Raw genomic sequence first — 16,551 nt, 5'->3', positions numbered from 1 at the left:
CGCGCGCCCCAGACGTCCGGCGAGGGCTCGGAGGAAAGGGCGGGGAACACTACGCGCGGCGGGCTGGTGCGGCGGTGCCGACCACGAATTCGTGGGCGAAAAAGAACCGCCCTCACCCATTCGAATACCTGTGATAGGAAAGCCAATTGTCGACGCTCCTCAGTAGCGTTGGCCACGCCCCGGGGCCGTTCGCGCGGCCGCCGGGGTTTTCCGGCTGTGTGTCCCTTGGCATTGCCGGTACCTCTACGCTTCCAAGGAACTCGTCATGCGTCACGGGCTGCCGTGACCAACTTTTACGGACATCACGCAGCCCCTCCCACCAGGTACAACGCACCTGCTTGGACAGGTCTTTTGGTCCGCGAAACGTCTCGCCATCGGACAATTGTGGTTCGTCTTCGCTACCTCGCCATCGACTACCTGGTTTCCGACCCGGTCGTCCTCTTCGGCCGCACCCGCCGACTTCGGGACAGGGTGTTCACGCTCCTCGAAGGCCACCAGTACCCCCGGCAATCCGCTGACCTCTATGTCGTGGCGGGATACCTCTGCGCGCTGCTCGCCTGGATGTCCTCCGACCTGGGACAGTTGCGCGCCGCGGAGGCGCAGGGTCGCACGGCGTGGCTGTGTGCCGAACTCGCCGGCCACGACGAGCTGCGCGCCTGGGTGCTGTCAACCCGCTCGAAGATCGCTTTCTGGGATGGTCGGCTGCGGGAAGCGATCGCACGTGCGCGCCATGGCGCAACCTACCGAGTCGGCGGCACGGTCAGGGTGCTTCTTTCCTGCCAGGAAGCCGACGCCTGGTCGCAGCTCTGGGCCCGCGACGAAGCGATCGCTGCCCTGGCCCGAGCAGAGGAGGCCCGGGACACCGTCCGCGAGGCGGACGACATCGGTGGCATCCTCTCTTGCCTGCCGTCACGACAGCAGAACTATGCGGCGGCCGTCCGGCTACGCGTCGGCGCGCCGACGGACGCCCTGTGCGCCGCGGACAACGCGCTCACGCTCCTCGCTGCCCAGCCCGTGCGTGCCTATGGCACCGAGGCACAGATCCACATCTGCAAGGCGGCCGCTCATATGGCCGGCGGGGAGGCCGAGGGTGCGCTTGAAGCACTCGGTCCCGTGCTCGCCCTACCGCCGGACCACCGACTCGCACCCGTCACCCAGCGGTTGACCGAGCTGGTGTCGGGTCTCGGGCGCCCTCAGGGCTCGGCTGCTGTCGGGCTCCGGGCAGCCGTTGAGGCTTTCTGTCTGGACTCGGCACCCCGGCACCTGGCGCTCTCGTCAGGAGACGGTTCGGCCTGATTGGATCCAGGCCATGAAGCCAGAACCGGAGTCCATGCGGAATCACTGGTGGTGGCGGCCTGGCTGGAGCGTAGGCCGCCGCTTCTACACGTGGCATCTCACGTTCGAGGGCCAGACGGACGTGCACCGGCTCGCCGGTGAGTACCGAGCCGCCCTCGCCCCTCTCGGAGACCTCCTCACGCCCATCCCCGACCGCTGGCTGCATCTGACCATGCAGGGCATCGGGTTCGTCGGCGAGGCCAAGGAGCCGGACGTCCACGCCATCGTCGAGGTGGCCCGCGAGCGGCTGGCGGCTGTCCCCTCCTTCGACATCCGGATCGGGCCTGTGGTCCTCCACTCGGAAGCCGTGTTGCTCCCCGTCCACCCGGACGGACCGGTCCGGCAGGTCCGCGACGCGATCCGCGCTTCGATCGGCGAGGTACTCGGCGAAGTGCCGGAGAAGGCCGAGAGTTTCACCCCGCATGTCTCCGTCGCCTACAGCGCCGCGGACGGCCCGGCCGCTCCGATCATGGAGGCTCTCCGCGAGCTGGATCCGGAACCGGCCCGGGCGCGCATCTCCAGCGCCGAGTTGATCATCATCCACCGGGACAACCGGATGTACGAGTGGGAGCCGTTCGCCACCGTGTCACTCGGCTGACCCGAAGGCACACCCCGGCCCCGCCGCCAGGTGGGGCCACCGGCCGGTTCGCCGCAGCGACCCGCAGGCGCAGAGCCTGGGCCTGAGCGGGACAGCCGCACCCGCACACCGGGAGTTCGACGCCGCGTGCGGTCGGCGAAGCCCGTGCGAGGATCGGCGAAGTGCTGTCGAGCTGAGGAGCAACGTGACCACGATCGCCGTGACCGGGCACATGGACCTGACCGACGCCACTGTGCCCCTGGTGCGAGACGCCCTGCGGGAGATTCTCAAGCCGTACGCCGGTGATCTCACCGGCGTCTCCTGCCTCGCCAAGGGCTCCGACTCCCTCTTCGCCGAAGTCGTTCTCGAACTCGGCGGCCGTCTGGTCGCGGTCATCCCCTCGCAGGACTACCGGCGGACCAAGGTGAAGCCCGACCACGCCGACGCCTTCGACCGGCTCACCGAGGCCGCCGACGAGGTGATCGTGCTCGATCACGAGACCGCGAACCGGGCGGCGTACGAGGCGGCCAACCGCACGCTCCTGCGCCGCGCCGACCGTCTCGTGGCCGTCTGGAACGGCGAGGGACCGAGCGGCAAGGGCGGGGGAACCGCGGACACCGTCCTGGAGGCTCGCGAGGCCGGTCTGGCGGTCGACGTCGTCTGGCCGCACGGGGCGGCGCGGAAGGGCTGAGCCGTCCTTCGCCGCGAGAGCGGCCGGGTCCCAGCGGCGCACGCCGCGTCGCCCCGGCTTCCCAAGCCGCCCACACGCACCGCGATCACCCGCTTACTCTGTGATGGTCGGACAAGGGCTACGGGGGTCGCATGGGCTTCGGCTTCGGGCAGCGGCGGGGCGGGCAACTGCCCGTGGATCTGACCAGTTTCGTGGGCAGAGGGAAAGAACTCGGCGAGATACGTGGCGCGTTGGAGCGATCGCGGCTCGTCACGCTGGTCGGGCCGGGTGGGGTCGGGAAGAGCCGTACGGCGCTGCGGGCGGCCGGGGAGTCGGCCGGGCGGTATGCGGACGGGGTGCGGCTGGTGGAGCTGTCCGCGCTGCACGACCCGGAGTTGCTCCCGGCGACGCTCGCGGGGGTGCTGGAGCTGCCGGAGCAGTCGGGGATGTCGGCGCTGGACGCGGTGATGGAGCATCTGCGCGGGCGGCGGCTGCTGATCGTGCTCGACACCTGTGAGCATCTGGTCGACGCCTGCGCGATGCTCTGCGACATCCTGCTGCGCGAGGCGGCCGGGCTCAGTGTGCTCGCCACCAGCCGACAGCCGCTGGACGTGCCCGGCGAGCACTGCGTGCCGATCGCGCCGCTGGGCCGCGAGGACGCGCTGGACCTGTTCACCCAGCGCGCGGCGGCCGTCACCGGCGGCCTCGCCGCCACCGGCGCCGACCGGGAGGCCACCCTCGCGCTGGTCGACCGGCTGGACGGCATCCCGCTCGCCCTGGAGCTGGCCGCCGTACGGCTGCGGGCGGTGCCCCCGGCGGAGCTGGTGGCCCGACTGGACCGCCGCTTCGAGGTGCTGACGGGGGGTCGGCGGACGTCTCTCACCCGGCATCAGACGCTGCGTACCGCCATCGACTGGTCGTACGAGCTGTGCACGCCACAGGAGCGGCGGCTGTGGGCGCGGCTTTCGGTGTTCGCCGGGTCGTTCGAGCTGTCGGCGGCGGAGTGGATCTGCGCGGACGCCGACCTGACCGGGCCGGAGGCGGTGGAGGCGCTGATCGGGCTGGTGGACAAGTCGGTGGTGCAGCGCGTCGGGGAGGACGGCGCGCGCTACCGCCTGCTGGACACCATCCGCGCGTACGGCGCCGACCGGCTGTCCCTCGCCGGGGAGGCGGGGGACGCCGTACGGCTGCGCCACTTCGCCCACTACGACGCGCTGGCCGGCCGTTTCTGGGAGGAGTTGCTGACCCCCGCGCAGGCCGCGCTGCACCGGGCGGTGCGCGAGGAGGCGGCGGATGTGCGGGCCGCGCTGGAGTACGGCTTCGGCGACGGCGACCGCGCGGCGGAGGCGCTGTGGCTGGCGACCCGGCTCGGCCCGTACTGGCGGGCCGCGGGCACCCTCTCCGAGGGCCGCTACTGGATAGACAAGGGCCTGGAGCGGGTGACCGAGGACTGCCCGCAGCGGGCCTGGGGACTGCTCATGACCGGCGTGTTCGCGATCTGGACGGCGGATCTGGAGACCGCCCTGGAGCGGTTCCCGCAGGCCCGGGCGACGGCCCGGCGGGCCGGCGAGGCGCGCGTGGAGCTGTTCGCGGAGGCCTACCTGGGGGCGCTGACCGCGCTCGGCGGCGACATCGAGAGCGGCCTCGCCGCGCTGGAGAGCGCCCGGCAGCGGATCGTCGCCGCCGGTGACGGGCTCGGCATCGGCGTCCTGCACTACGAGGGCGCGCTGCTGCGGGCCGTACTCGGCGACCCGGCGGGTGCGCTGGACCTGTGCGCGACGGGCCTGGCGTACCTGGCGAGCGCCGGGGACCGCCAGCTGTACGCCTCCACGCTCACCGTGCAGGGCCTGATCCTGTGGCTCGACGGGCGCCACGAGGACAGCGCGGAATCGTTCCTGCGCGGGCTGGAGGCGGCCGGTGAGATCGGTGAGGTGCTGGTGGCGGCGCTGGCCTGCCTGGGCCTCGCCTGGCACGCGGCCCGTGCCGGGCGGCCGGTGCGGGCCTGCTGGCTGCTCGGATACGCCGAGCACGCCCGGCACCTCGCGGGCGACCCGGTGGCGATGCTGCCGAGGCTGCTGGAGGAGCAGGAGGCGTGGCACACGGCGGTGCGGGAGGAGCTCGGGGAGGCCGAGTTCGAGCGGTGGCGGCAGACGGGGGCGCGGATGTCCGGGCGGGAGGTCGTCGAGGCGGTCCGGGCCGACGCCGACGACCCGCACCCGCGTCCGCGCCCGGTCCCGGCGCAGACGGCCGCCGCCCCGTCCACCGACGTCCTCACCCGCCGCGAACGCGAGGTCGCCGCACTCGTCGCCCAGGACCTGTCCAACCGGGAGATCGCCGAACGGCTCGTCATCTCCAAGCGCACGGTCGACGCCCACGTCGAGCACATCCTCGCCAAGCTGGGCATCACCTCGCGCACCGAGATCCCGGCGGTGACCTGACGGGCGTACGTAGGTAGGGGCGCCCGCGGATTAGGTGTACGGATCTCCGCCGTTTCGCACCGCCCCGCCCGCCGCCGCGGGGCACGCTGGATCACGCCGCCCGGGGGACGGACACGGCGGGTGCCCGGCAGTTGTCCATCCCCACGGCTGTCATGGCAGGGCCCCGCCCGCCACCTCCCCCCGGCGGCGACCATGGAGGGGCTGCCCCTGGTCGGCGGGGCAGCCCCTCCGCCTGTCCGGTCACCGGCCGGAACCGACGTTGCCGGACGCGGGCGGCGGCGGCCGGCCCCGTCCCCGGGCCGTCGGCGCCGGCGCCGGAGTCATGGAGGCGGGCTGCCGCTGGACCCGGCGGGCGGCCTCGGCGGCGGCTACGGCCCCAGCCCCGCCGGCCGAGGGGCCTGCGCCGGCGCCGCACCCACGAGCAATCTGCCGGTGCAGGACATCAGCGAACTGGGCATTCTCGGCCTCGTCGGCTGATCGCCCGCCGGGCGGGACACTCCGCCCGCCCACCGGGCCGGATACTCCGTTCGGGTGATCGGCATGCGGTGCCGTCCCGACAGGCCTTCACTGGAAGGAGACCCGCACCCTGGGAGGCAGCATGGCCGGTCACCGCAGGAGCTGGGCCGCGGTCACGGCGATGGCGGCGGGCGCGGTGCTCGTCCTCACCGGCGGCTGCGCCGACGGGGACGGTCCCGCCCGGGACGCCGCGTCGGCGGTCGAGTCGGCCGCGTCGCGGGCCGGGGACGCCGTGTCGTCGGCGACGGCCGAGGCGGGCCGGCGGTTCGACGACATCGCGGGCGGCGTCGACGTCAAGCGCGATGTGACCCTGGGCAAGCCCGCCACCGACCGCGACGGCCGCACCACGGTCGAGGTCACCGTCCGCAACACCGCGGACTCGGCCAAGACCTTCGCCGTCCAGGTCACCTTCAACGACGGCAAGGGCGACCTCCTGGACACCGTCGTCACCACGGTCCGCGACGTGCCGGCCGGCGCCGAGCGCTCCGCGACCGCCCGCAGCAACCGCGACCTGGGCGGTGACGTGAAGGCCGAGCTGGGCCGCGCCGTGCGCTACTGACCCGGCCCCGGCCGTCCGCCACACCGACCCACCGACCCGTACGCCCCACCCGTACGACCCACCCGTACGACCCATCCATACGCCTCACCCGTATGCACCAGCCCCCACCAGGCCCCCCGGCGGCACCATGACCGACTCACTCCCGGCGCCCTTCACCGCGCAGGACTACGCGGGCCGGATGCACCGCGCCGCCCGCGAGGCGGCGGTCGGCGGGCTGTCCGGGCTGCTCGTGACGCCCGGCCCCGACATGGTGTGGATGTGCGGCCACCGGCCCGCGGCGGTCGGCGAACGCCTCACCCTGCTCGTCGTCACCGCCGACTCCGAGCCGTATCTGCTGGTCCCCACCCCGGAACGAGCCGACGCGGAGGCCGCCCCCGGCGCGGGAGCCGTGCGGATCACCGAGTGGCAGGACGGGCAGGACCCGTACGCGGCGGCGGCCGGACTGCTGCGCGCCCACGGCCGGTACGGCGTCTCCGACGGGACCCCGGCGGTGCATCTGCTGGGCCTCCAGGCCGCCCTGCCGCTCAGCAGCCACCTGCCGCTGAGCACCGCGCTGCCCCTGCTGCGCGCGGTGAAGGACGAGCGGGAACTGGCCCGGCTCGCGGCGGCCGGAGCGGCGGCGGACGCCGCGTACGGCGACCTCCTGCGCGTGCGGTTCGCCGGGCGGCGGGAGCGGGAGGTGGCCGGTGACCTGGCCCGGCTGCTGCGGGAGCACGGGCACGACCGGGTGGACCTCACCGTGGTCGGGTCCGGCCCCCACGGCGCCGACCCGCACCACACGGCCGGCGACCGGCGGATCGAGGACGGCGACATGGTGGTCCTCGGCTTCGGCGGTCTGAAGGACGACTACGCCTCCCACGCCGTCCGGACCGTGCACGTCGGCGAGCCGACCGCCGAGGAGCGCGCGGTCCACGAGGCCGTACGGGCCGCCCGGCGGGCCGCGTTCGAGGCGGTGAAGCCGGGCGTGCCCTGCCAGGAGATCGACCGGGCGGCCCGCGCGGTGATCACCGACGCCGGGTACGGGGCGTACGGCACGCACCGCACCGGGCACGGCGTCGGCCTCACCGCGCACGAGCCGCCGTACCTCGCCGAGGGCGAGCAGAGCCCGCTGGCCGCCGGGATGTGCTTCGCCGTCCGGCCCGGGATCCTCCTCCCGGGCCGGTTCGGCGTGGTCATCGGGGACGTCGTGGTGTGCGCGGAGGACGGCGGGCGGCGGCTGAACACGGCCCCGCACGAGCCGGCCGTGGTGACCTGAACTCCCGTGCGGGGCATGCCGGTCAGCCGAGCCAGACCGTGGTGTCCGGCGGCAGCACCCCCTGTTCCGTCAGGGGCGCGCTGCTGATCAGCAGTTCGCCGGGCGGCAGCGGTACCGGCTCGCCGGACAGGTTGGCCAGGCACCGCCAGCCGTCCGTGCGGGTGAACGCCAGCACGCCCTCCGGGACGTCCTCCAGCCAGGTCAGCTCCTCGCCCTGAAGCAGCTTGCGGCGCAGCTTCAGCGCGCTGCGGTACAGCTCCAGGGTGGAGCCGTCGACCCCGTCCTGCGCCTCGACGGCGTACCGCGCGAAGGACTCCGGCTGCGGCAGCCAGGCACCGCCGGGGCCGAAGCCGTACGACGGTCCGGTGGTGGTCCACGGCAGCGGCACCCGGCAGCCGTCGCGGCCCTTGCGGACATGGCCGGTCTGTTCCCAGATCGGGTCCTGGAGGACCGCGGTGGGCAGGTCGGCGACCTCGGGCAGGCCCAGCTCCTCGCCCTGGTAGAGGTACGACGAGCCGGGCAACGCCAGCATCAGCAGTGTGGCCGCGCGGGCCCGGCGCAGCCCGGCGGCGGTGTCGACGGCCGGCGCGTGGCCGCCGGACAGCAGCCAGGCGTCGACGTCGGTGCCGGGCGGCAGCATCAGCCGGGTGGCGTGCCGTACGACGTCGTGGTTGGACAGCACCCAGGTGGCGGAGGCCCCGGCGGCGCGGGCGTCGGCCAGCGAGGCGGTGATGACGCGGCGCAGCTCGGCGGCGTCCCAGCGGGTCTTCAGATACTCGAAGTTGAAGGCCTGGCCGAGTTCGTCCGGGCGGGCGTACAGCACCCGGCGCGGGCCCGGCACCCAGGCCTCGGCGACGGCCATGCGGGGCGGGGAGTAGGCGTCGAGGATCTTGCGCCAGTCGCGGTAGATCTCGTGGACCTCGTCGCGGTCGAAGAACGGGTGGGTGCCGGGCGGGAAGTGGACGAGGGACTCCTCGTCGCTCAGCTCGGGTGCGCCCAGGTCGCGCAGCGGTTCGCTGAGGTCCTTGGCGAGGGCGTGGGCGACGTCGATGCGGAAGCCGTCGACGCCCCGGTCGGACCAGAACCGCAGGGTGGTGCGGAAGTCGGCGCGGACCTCCTCGTTCTCCCAGTTGAGGTCGGGCTGTTCGGGGGCGAACAGGTGCAGGTACCACTGGCCGTCGGGGACGCGCTGCCAGGCGCTGCCGCCGAACACGGACTGCCAGTCGGTGGGCGGGTGTTCACCGCCCGGGCCGCGCCCGTCGCGGAACACGTACCGGTCGCGGGCCGCCGAGCCGGGTCCGGCGCGCAGCGCCTCCTGGAACCACACGTGCTGGTGGGAGGTGTGGTTGGGGACGAGGTCGACGATGACCTTCAGGCCGAGCCGGTGGGCCTCGGCGGTCATCGCGGCGAAGTCGTCGAGGCTGCCGAGGCGGGGGTCGACGTCCCGGTAGTCGGCGACGTCGTAGCCGCCGTCGGCGAGTTCGGAGGGGTAGAAGGGGGACAGCCACAGGGCGTCGACGCCGAGTGCGGCGAGATGGGTGAGCCGCTGCGTGATGCCCTTGAGGTCGCCGAGTCCGTCGCCGTCGGCGTCGGCGAAGCTGCGGGGGTAGACCTGGTAGATGACGGCCTGGCGCCACCAGTCGGGGTTCCTGGAGGAGAGGTCGGGCACGCGGCCTCCTTCTCGGCATTGCGGGTGTTGCGGGTGTCAGGGAGATGACTGTCCACATCGCCGGAAAAGCGAACATTCCTTGCGCCGCCCCGCGGGTAACGCCACGTCAGGGGCGGGCAGCAGTTTGTCAGGGGAATTGACAGCCTTCCCGGCGAGTCCGAACATGTGCTCACGTTGTGCCGCGTGTGACCAGTGAGCACGGCGTTTCCACGACCACTTCCGGGGGGCTCCTTCGCCGCCTCCCGCACCCATGCACACCCAGATGGGAACCACATGTCCATAGCGAGACGTGTCACCGCGCGACGCCTGCTGGGGACGGGCGCCGCGGCCCTCGCCCTCTCCGCCGCCTCCTTCACCTGCGCCTCCGGGGCCTGGGCGACCGGCACGCCCGGCGGTGACGGCTGGAAGCACGGCGGCCAGTACCAGCCCGGTACCGGCGCCGGCACGGAGACCGCCACCGACCGCTGCCAGTTCTCCCTCGACGGGACGAACTTCCACGACTCGGTGAAGGTCGACGACCAGAACCTGAAGCCGACCGCCGACGGCAAGGTGCACATCACGGTCCGCGCCGCCGCCGACGCGAGCACCTGCACCGCCTCCCTCGCCTCCTACCTCGCCCACGGGCCGACGTTCGCCACCTCCGGCGAGCAGGTCTTCGTGGACTTCGACACGGTGACGGTCAAGCCGGGCGCCACCGACACCCTCGACATCGCCGTGCCGGACGCCGGCTGCTTCGCGCAGATCGACCTCTACCGCGGCGCGGTGAAGTACGACGGCAAGCTGGACGCCAACGACGGCTTCGAACACGGTGAGCTGCCCAAGGGCCCGGACCGCCCGGTCATCAAGGACAAGCTGATCGCGGCCTGGAACGGCGGCACGAAGGACTGCACGACCGAGTCCCCGGCCCCGTCGGAGCCCGCCCCGTCCGCCTCCGAGCCGGCCCCGTCGACGTCCGCCCCGGCCCCGGAGACCTCGGCCCCGGCCGAGCCGTCCGCCCCGGCCGAGGAGACCTCGCCGGAGGCCTCCGCCCCGGCGGAGTCGGAGTCGCCGGCGCCGTCCACCGAGTCCCCGGCCGCCACGCCGAACGGCGGCGGCGAGGACCTCGCGGAGACCGGTGCCAGCAGCGCCACCACCCCGATCGCCATCGGTGCCGCCGCCCTGCTGGCCGCCGGCGCGGGCTTCGTCGTGGTGTCCCGCCGCCGCCGCGCCACCCGCTCCTGACCGAGCACCCCATGTGACGAGGCCGCCCGCGATTCCCCGCGGGCGGCCTCGCCGTGTGCACGGGACCTGCTGGGTGCCGCCGGATCTGCTGGGTGACGCGGATCTGCCGGTTCCGCCGGATCCGCCGGCTGCGGCTCAGGCGCCTTCCACCGTCGTCAGCCACAGCTTCACGTACCGCTCCACGTCCACGTCCAGGCCCACGTCGACCAGGGCAGGCGCGCGGCCCTCGCCGTGGATCTCGGACTCGCCGGGGCGGGGGCGGCGGTCGACGATGGTCTGGCCGCGGGTGGGGCCGGGGGCGAGGGAGACCTCGACCGGCAGCAGGCGGGTGGTGAGGCCGGCCGGGTCGGCGACCGCGCACACCGCGCCCGCGTCGCCGATGCCGCCGCCCGGGTCCTCCGGGTCCGCGTCGGGGGTGGCGGGGCGGTGGGCGAGGAGGTCGCCGGCGAGGCGGGTGCCGGGGTCGGCGCTCGCGCGCAGGCGGGCGATGTCCCGGCCGGGGACGACGACCCGGGTGAACACGTCGAGGCCGTACATGGTGGTCGGCACCCCGGCGGTGAGCAGGACCGCCGCCGCCTCCGGGTCGTGCCAGACGTTGAACTCGGCGACCGCCGTGGCGTTCCCGCAGGCCACCGCGCCGCCCATGAACACGATCCGCTCGATGTTGCCGACCACGTCGGGGTGGGTGCGCAGCAGCAGGGCGATGTTGGTGAGGGGCGCGGTGGGGATCAGCGTCACCGGGCGCGGCGAGGCGAGGATCTCGCGGCGCAGCAGGCTCACCGCGTCCAGGTCGACGGGGGCGCGGGTGGGGGCGGGCAGGCCCAGGTCGCCCATCCCGTCCTCGCCGTGCACATGGCGGGCCGAGCGCGGCGGTTCGACCAGGGGCCGTTCGGCGCCGCGCGCGACCGGGATGTCGGGCGCGCCGGCCCGCTCCAGCACGGTGAGGGTGTTGCGGACGACGCCGTCCACGGTGGTGTTCCCCGCGACGCAGGTGACGGCGCGCAGGTCGAGCCCCGGGTGGCGGACGGCGAACAGCAGGGCCAGCGCGTCGTCGACCCCGGTGTCGCAGTCGATGATCACGGGGATGGGCTGACCGGTCACAGGGCACTCACTCCTTCCGTCTGCGTCGACCCTATGCCGCGTCCCACAGTCCGGCACCGCGCGCGGCGACCCGCGCCGCGACGCGGCGCAGCAGGTCGTCGACGGGCAGGGCGCCGGGCCGCCGCCCGTCCCGCAGGCGTACGGCGGCCAGGCCGTCGCCGGCCTCCCGGGCGCCGATCACCGCCTGGTACGGCACGAGCCGCGCCGCCCGGATCCGCGCGCCGAGACTGCCCTCCACGGGGCCGCGCAGCTCGGCCCGCAGGCCCAGCCGCAGCGCCCGCTCCACCACCTCCCGCGCGTGTTCCTCCTGCTCCTCGGAGACCGGCAGCACCACCAGCTGCACGGGCGCGAGCCACGGCGGGAAGGCGCCGCCGTGCTCCTCCATCAGGTGCGCCACGGCCCGCTCGACGCTGCCGATGACGCTGCGGTGCACCATGACCGGGCGGTGCCGGGCGCCGTCGGGGCCGATGTAGTGCAGGTCGAAGCGCTCGGGCTGGTGGAAGTCGATCTGGACGGTGGACAGGGTGGCCTCGCGCCCCGCGCGGTCCACGACCTGGACGTCGATCTTCGGGCCGTAGAAGGCGGCCTCGCCCTCGGCCGCCTCGTACTCCACTCCGGCGCCGTCCAGCACCTCCCGCAGCAGCCCGGTCGCCCGCCGCCACAGCTCCGGGTCGGCGACGTACTTGCCGCCCTCGCCGGGCAGCGAGAGCCGGTGGCGGGCGGCGCGGATGCCGAGGTCGGCGTAGGCGCGGGCGATCAGCGCGAGCGCGGCGCGGGCCTCCTCCACCACCTGGTCGAGGGTGCAGAAGATGTGCGCGTCGTTGAGGTGGATGGAGCGGACGCGGGTCAGGCCGCCGAGGACGCCGGACGGCTCGGAGCGGTACATGCCGCCCAGCTCGGCCATGCGCAGCGGCAGTTCGCGGTGGCTGTGCGGGCGGGAGCGGTAGATCAGGGCGTGGTGGGGGCACAGGCTGGGGCGCAGCACGACCTCCTCGGAGCCGAGTCGCATCGGCGGGAACATGTCGTCGCTGTAGTGGTCCCAGTGCCCGGAGATCTCGTACAGCTCCCGTTTGCCGAGCACCGGCGAGTACACGTGTCGGTATCCGGCGGCCCGCTCGGCGTCCCGGACGTACTCCTCCAGGGTGTGCCGGACGACGGCCCCGTCGGGCAGCCAGTACGGCAGACCGGCGCCCATCAGCGGATCGGTGCCGAAGATGCCCAGCTCGCGGCCGAGGCGGCGGTGGTCGTGACGGCCGCCCTGCCGGCCGGGGTGGTCGTGATGGGCATCCGGGCCGCTGGGGTGGCCGTGGCGGTCGGCCTGTCCGCTGGCGTGGCCGTGGCGGTCCACCGGCTCACCGGGGTGGTCGTGGCGGCCGTCCGGGCCGGCGGGGTGGCCGTGGCGGTCGACCTGTCCGCTGGCGTGGCCGTGGCGGTCGGCCTGTCCGCTGGCGTGGCCGTGGCGGTCGGCCGGCTCACCGGGGTGGTCGTGGCGGCCGTCCGGGCCGACGGGGTGGTCGTGGGCGTCGTACGAGGTGGTCATGGCGGTCTCCTCCCGATGCGGAGCGAGAACCACGCGACGAAGCCCCGGGGCGCTCGCCCCGGGGCTTCGGACATCTGCTCAGCTGTCAGCGCGCCGGGACGGTCTCCGGCGTGGTCGTGCGGGACGAACGGGCGCGCTGCATGCCGGGGACGGTAGCGGCGGACGGGGCGGGGGCGCCACCGGTTTTCCGCGGCACCGGTCGGCGGCTGATCACCCGGACGGCCCGGAGCGCTGGTGACCGGACGGGTGCGGTGGTGCCGTGGACGTACCACCGTGCCCGGCAAGTCCGTTTGGAGTCGCCCCCGATGGCCCTTTCGACGACCCGCTCGCGCCTGACCGCCCTCGCCGCCGTCACCCTGCTCGGCGCCGGCGCCTGCTCCGCCATCGAGATGGAGGCGGCGGACCCGCGGACGGCCTCCCCGGCGGCCTCCTCGTCCGCCGCTCCCGGCAGGTCCCCGTCGCCGGGACCGGCCACCCCGCCCGCCCTCACCGAGGCCCAGGCCCGGGCCGCCCTCCTCGCCTGGACGGACCTCGGCGAGCCCTGGGCGCCGACCGAGGGCGCCGCGACCTGGCGGGACGCCTTCCTCAAGGCGCGGGCGGAGCAGGGCACGGCGCCCGACTGCCAGCGCCTCCTCGACCTGCTCTACGCCGAGGAACTGCTCGGCGCGCCCGCGAAGGCCGTCGTCGGCCTGGACGACACGTACGACGACGCCCAGCTGCGTTACCAGATCTCCCCGCAGCGTCCGGCGGACGTGGACCGCACGCTCGCCTGGATGCGCACCCTGCCCCGTGTCTGCGCGAGCTTCAGCGCCACGATGGTGTCCGGGACCGTGGAGCAGGTGGAGGTGGCCGAGGCCGCGCTGCCCGAGGTGGGGGACGCCCGGCAGGGGCTGCGGGTGACGGCGTCCATCGACTGGGAGGGAGAGCTGGTCACGCTCACCGTGGACGTGGCCGCCGTCCGGGTGGGCGAGGACGCGTTCGCGCTGACCAACGGCGGACTGGGCGAGGTCTACACCGAGGTCACGGCGGCGGCGACGGAACTGGGCGCGCGGCGGCTGGCGGAGGTGCGCAAGCAGGGGAGGGTGCAGATCTGACCCGAGTGCGGCCCGGTGGGGCTCACTTCCGGTCGAACGGCTCCCGCTGGGCCACCACGTCGTGCGCCAGGTCCAGCACCGTACGGCCGTGGGCGAAGGCCCGGGCGCGCAGGCGGGCCAGCGCCTCGTCGGCGCCGACGCCCAGCCGGGCCATGATCATGCCGACCGCCTGGAAGACCCGGTCGTGCCCGTCGGCCAGCTCGGAGAGCCAGGTGCCGTCCGCGCGGTCGCCGTACTCGTCGTCGCACGGCAGGTACATCAGCGCGACGGTCATGACCCGCGCCATGAGGTGCGCGATGTGCTGCTCGCGCGCGGTGAGGACGCCGGGGGCCTCCCGGTACAGGCCGAGCGTGCCGACGCAGCCGGCGCCGTCGCCGAGCGGCAGCGCGTACACCGCGCGGACCCCGGCCGCGGTGGCCTGCTGGGCGAAGACGGGCCAGCGCCCGGCGTTCGCCTTCGTGGCCAGGTCGTCGACGAGGACCGGCGCGCTGATCCGGGCGGCGTCCAGACACGGGCCCTCGCCCAGCGACGCCTGGATCTCCATCAGCTCGGCGGCCCGGTCGTCCCCGGCGCTCAGCGGTACGGGCATCCCCTCGCCGGCCAGCGAGACGCTGGCGCTGTCCACCGGCAGCAGTCTGGTCGCGACCTGGCACAACCGGCGCGGCAGTTCCCCGGCGCCGACGCCCCGCACCGATTCCGCGATCACGTCGGCGGCCCACGCTCCGTCCCGCTCCTGCCTGGGCCGCACGGTCACTCCCTCCTCCGGCCGCCCGGAAATGAGGCCCGACTACCCGGCCGGGGGCCGGTGAAACGGCCGTGTCCACGGGCCCGGGCCGCCTTCCGGGCGCCTGGACGACCGGGACCGGCGGGCTGCCCCGCCTCGGCGAGAAGGACGCCTCAGCGCGCGGCCCCCGCCGCCCGTTCCGCTCCCGCGCGGCATCCCGGCTCCGTCGCCTGGGCCGGGCCGGCGTTCGCCGCGGCGATCAGGGCGGTGGTGGCGAGGACGGCGGCGGCGAGCGCTCTGGCGTACCGCGTGGAGGGACGGCCGGGGTGGGGGAAGGGGCGTCCGGGCACGGCGACCTCGCAGCAGACGGCGGCAGCAACAGCGGCGGATTAAGCGGGCTTAACTTCCGGGGTTATCTTTCTCCAAGCTAGGGGGTACGGACTTCAACGGGAAGACCGAGCCCGCCAGTTGACGCTGGCATCATGTGCGCATGGCGACGGCGGAGCGTGACGACCCGGAGACCATCGGGCGCAGGGTGCAGCAGCTGCGGCGGGAACGCGGACTCACCCAGCGGCAGCTGGCGGAACCCGCCTACACCCCCGCCTACATCTCCACCCTGGAGTCCGGCCGGGTCCGCCCCTCCGACGACGCCCTGCGCCACCTCGCCGACCGCCTCGGCGTCGCCTTCGACGAACTGGCCACCGGCCGCCCCGCCCGCCTCGCCACCGACCTGCGGCTGCGGCTGACCGAGGCACAGCGCACCCTCGCCACCGGGGAGGCCGAGGAGGCCGCCCGCCAGTACGCCGCCCTGCTCGCCGAAGCCGAGAGCCACGGCCTCGCCGACGCCCGGCACACCGCCCTGCTCGGCCTCGGCGAGTGCGGTCTGGAGACCGGCGACCTCGCCACCGCCCGGCGGTTCTTCGAACGCGCCGAGCAGAGCCTCGCCGACGCCCCGCTGCCCGCCCGCGTCCCCGCCCTGCGCGGCCGGGCCGTCGCCCACTACCTCGCCGGGGAACTCCGCTACGCCGTCTACCTCCTGGAGACCGCCCTCGACGAACTCAACCGCGGCGGCCTCCACGACCCGGACGCCCTGCTGCTGCTCTACGCCAGCGTCATCGGCCCGTACATGGACATGGGCGCCCACGCCCGCGCCGCGCAGGCCGCCGAGTTCGCCCTCGCCCTCGCCCCGCGCGCCGCCGACCCCGCGCTGGTCGCCCGGATGCACCGCTCGGTCGCCCGCACCCTGCTCGCCGAGGGCCGTCTCGCCGAGGCGGACGCCTCCCTCGCCAAGGCCGCCGAGATGTACCGCCAGCTCCAGCTCCGCACCGAACTCGCCAACTGCCACTGGATGCGCGGCTACGTCCACGCCCAGAACGGCGACCTGGAACGCGCCGAGTCCGAGCTGCGCTCCGCCCAGACCATGCTCTCCGCGCACCGCGCCGCCCTCTACAGCAGCCAGGTCACCGTCGAACTCGCCGACGTGCTGCACCGCCGCGGCAAGTCCGAGGAGGCCGCGGCGCTCCTGAGGGACGTCCTCGGGGACCTGTCCTCCGAACGCGGCGCCGTCCACGCCGCCGCCGCGCACCGCCTCCTCGGCCGGATCGCCGAGGCGGCCCGCGACACCGAGGCCGCCGAGGAGCACTACGTCCGCGCCCTCAGCCTCCTGGAACGCGCGGGCGCGGCCGGCGACCTCGCCGACCTCTGCCGCCTCCTCGGCGACCTCCTGCGCCGCACCGGCCGCGTCGAGGCCGCCCTCGACGCCTACCGCACCGGACTCGGCCACCGCACGACCCCCGGCACCACGACCCTGGGCCCGGCCCCGGCAGGGCCACCGCTCTGAGGCCCCCCACTC

The 16,551-nt window shown here is 74.5% G+C and carries 14 protein-coding genes; 9 read left to right on the top strand and 5 right to left on the bottom strand.

Going from position 1 to position 16,551, the window contains the following annotated elements; genetic code table 11:
* Positions 1-384 precede the first annotated feature (384 nt).
* From ACIG0D_RS18875 to ACIG0D_RS18850, 6 genes are all read left to right on the top strand, one after another.
* Positions 385-1,296, top strand: a complete 912-nt coding sequence (locus tag ACIG0D_RS18875; protein ID WP_399801917.1) for an XRE family transcriptional regulator — start codon at positions 385-387, stop codon at positions 1,294-1,296.
* Between the two features lie 13 nt (positions 1,297-1,309).
* The gene (locus tag ACIG0D_RS18870) at positions 1,310-1,933 is read left to right on the top strand and encodes a 2'-5' RNA ligase family protein (protein WP_399801914.1); all 624 of its coding nucleotides are present in this window, start codon (positions 1,310-1,312) and stop codon (positions 1,931-1,933) included.
* 184 nt (positions 1,934-2,117) lie between these two features.
* A complete protein-coding gene (locus ACIG0D_RS18865; RefSeq protein WP_399801911.1) occupies positions 2,118-2,603 on the top strand; it encodes a hypothetical protein in 486 nt (161 codons plus the stop codon).
* A gap of 131 nt (positions 2,604-2,734) precedes the next feature.
* Positions 2,735-5,020: a LuxR C-terminal-related transcriptional regulator gene (locus ACIG0D_RS18860; RefSeq protein WP_399801908.1), complete on the top strand. Its 2,286-nt coding sequence runs from the start codon at positions 2,735-2,737 to the stop codon at positions 5,018-5,020.
* Between the two features lie 598 nt (positions 5,021-5,618).
* On the top strand, positions 5,619-6,095 hold the full coding sequence (locus ACIG0D_RS18855; protein ID WP_399801906.1) for an FxLYD domain-containing protein: 477 nt from the start codon (positions 5,619-5,621) through the stop codon (positions 6,093-6,095).
* A gap of 127 nt (positions 6,096-6,222) precedes the next feature.
* Entirely contained in the window at positions 6,223-7,350 is a 1,128-nt protein-coding gene (locus tag ACIG0D_RS18850) for an aminopeptidase P family protein (protein ID WP_399801904.1), read from the top strand.
* 22 nt (positions 7,351-7,372) lie between these two features.
* On the opposite strand, the gene ACIG0D_RS18845 is transcribed toward ACIG0D_RS18850, so the two are convergent.
* On the bottom strand, positions 7,373-9,019 hold the full coding sequence (locus tag ACIG0D_RS18845; RefSeq protein ID WP_399801901.1) for a glycoside hydrolase family 13 protein: 1,647 nt from the start codon (positions 9,017-9,019) through the stop codon (positions 7,373-7,375).
* A 273-nt stretch (positions 9,020-9,292) separates the two neighbouring features.
* Between ACIG0D_RS18845 and ACIG0D_RS18840 the strand changes: the two genes are divergently transcribed.
* Positions 9,293-10,240 carry an LAETG motif-containing sortase-dependent surface protein gene (locus tag ACIG0D_RS18840; RefSeq protein ID WP_399801898.1) on the top strand — a complete coding sequence of 316 codons (948 nt, stop codon included), beginning with the start codon at positions 9,293-9,295 and terminating at the stop codon, positions 10,238-10,240.
* A 135-nt stretch (positions 10,241-10,375) separates the two neighbouring features.
* Here the strand turns inward: ACIG0D_RS18840 and ACIG0D_RS18835 are convergent, their stop codons facing one another.
* Both ACIG0D_RS18835 and thrS read right to left on the bottom strand, forming a co-directional pair.
* On the bottom strand, positions 10,376-11,341 hold the full coding sequence (locus ACIG0D_RS18835; protein ID WP_399801896.1) for a nucleoside hydrolase: 966 nt from the start codon (positions 11,339-11,341) through the stop codon (positions 10,376-10,378).
* Between the two features lie 31 nt (positions 11,342-11,372).
* On the bottom strand, positions 11,373-12,881 hold the full coding sequence (gene thrS, locus ACIG0D_RS18830) for a threonine--tRNA ligase (RefSeq protein ID WP_399801894.1): 1,509 nt from the start codon (positions 12,879-12,881) through the stop codon (positions 11,373-11,375).
* A gap of 305 nt (positions 12,882-13,186) precedes the next feature.
* On the opposite strand from thrS, the gene ACIG0D_RS18825 reads away from it, so the two are divergent.
* Positions 13,187-13,975, top strand: a complete 789-nt coding sequence (locus tag ACIG0D_RS18825; protein WP_399801892.1) for a hypothetical protein — start codon at positions 13,187-13,189, stop codon at positions 13,973-13,975.
* A 22-nt stretch (positions 13,976-13,997) separates the two neighbouring features.
* On the opposite strand, the gene ACIG0D_RS18820 is transcribed toward ACIG0D_RS18825, so the two are convergent.
* Positions 13,998-14,723 carry a GAF and ANTAR domain-containing protein gene (locus ACIG0D_RS18820; RefSeq protein ID WP_399801889.1) on the bottom strand — a complete coding sequence of 242 codons (726 nt, stop codon included), beginning with the start codon at positions 14,721-14,723 and terminating at the stop codon, positions 13,998-14,000.
* Between the two features lie 149 nt (positions 14,724-14,872).
* Positions 14,873-15,049: a hypothetical protein gene (locus ACIG0D_RS18815; protein WP_399801886.1), complete on the bottom strand. Its 177-nt coding sequence runs from the start codon at positions 15,047-15,049 to the stop codon at positions 14,873-14,875.
* Positions 15,050-15,189: 140 nt separating this feature from the next.
* Between ACIG0D_RS18815 and ACIG0D_RS18810 the strand changes: the two genes are divergently transcribed.
* Positions 15,190-16,539, top strand: coding sequence for a helix-turn-helix domain-containing protein (locus ACIG0D_RS18810; RefSeq protein WP_399801884.1), 1,350 nt, complete (start codon positions 15,190-15,192; stop codon positions 16,537-16,539).
* The last annotated feature ends 12 nt before the right edge of the window (positions 16,540-16,551 follow it).

The organism is Streptomyces sp. NPDC052773, from assembly GCF_044547145.1.
GTDB lineage: Bacteria > Actinomycetota > Actinomycetes > Streptomycetales > Streptomycetaceae > Streptomyces.
Note: the sequence above shows the minus strand (reverse complement) of the source record. Positions and strands in the feature narration are given on the sequence as shown.

Bases quoted from the DNA above. Each gene is read 5' to 3' on its own strand.
- ACIG0D_RS18870 (WP_399801914.1), top strand. From the start codon at position 1,310: ATGAAGCCAGAACCGGAGTCCATGCGGAATCACTGGTGGTGGCGGCCT.
- ACIG0D_RS18860 (WP_399801908.1), top strand. From the start codon at position 2,735: ATGGGCTTCGGCTTCGGGCAGCGGCGGGGCGGGCAACTGCCCGTGGAT.
- ACIG0D_RS18855 (WP_399801906.1), top strand. From the start codon at position 5,619: ATGGCCGGTCACCGCAGGAGCTGGGCCGCGGTCACGGCGATGGCGGCG.
- ACIG0D_RS18850 (WP_399801904.1), top strand. From the start codon at position 6,223: ATGACCGACTCACTCCCGGCGCCCTTCACCGCGCAGGACTACGCGGGC.
- ACIG0D_RS18840 (WP_399801898.1), top strand. From the start codon at position 9,293: ATGTCCATAGCGAGACGTGTCACCGCGCGACGCCTGCTGGGGACGGGC.
- thrS (WP_399801894.1), bottom strand. From the start codon at position 12,881: ATGACCACCTCGTACGACGCCCACGACCACCCCGTCGGCCCGGACGGC.
- ACIG0D_RS18825 (WP_399801892.1), top strand. From the start codon at position 13,187: ATGGCCCTTTCGACGACCCGCTCGCGCCTGACCGCCCTCGCCGCCGTC.
- ACIG0D_RS18810 (WP_399801884.1), top strand. From the start codon at position 15,190: ATGGCGACGGCGGAGCGTGACGACCCGGAGACCATCGGGCGCAGGGTG.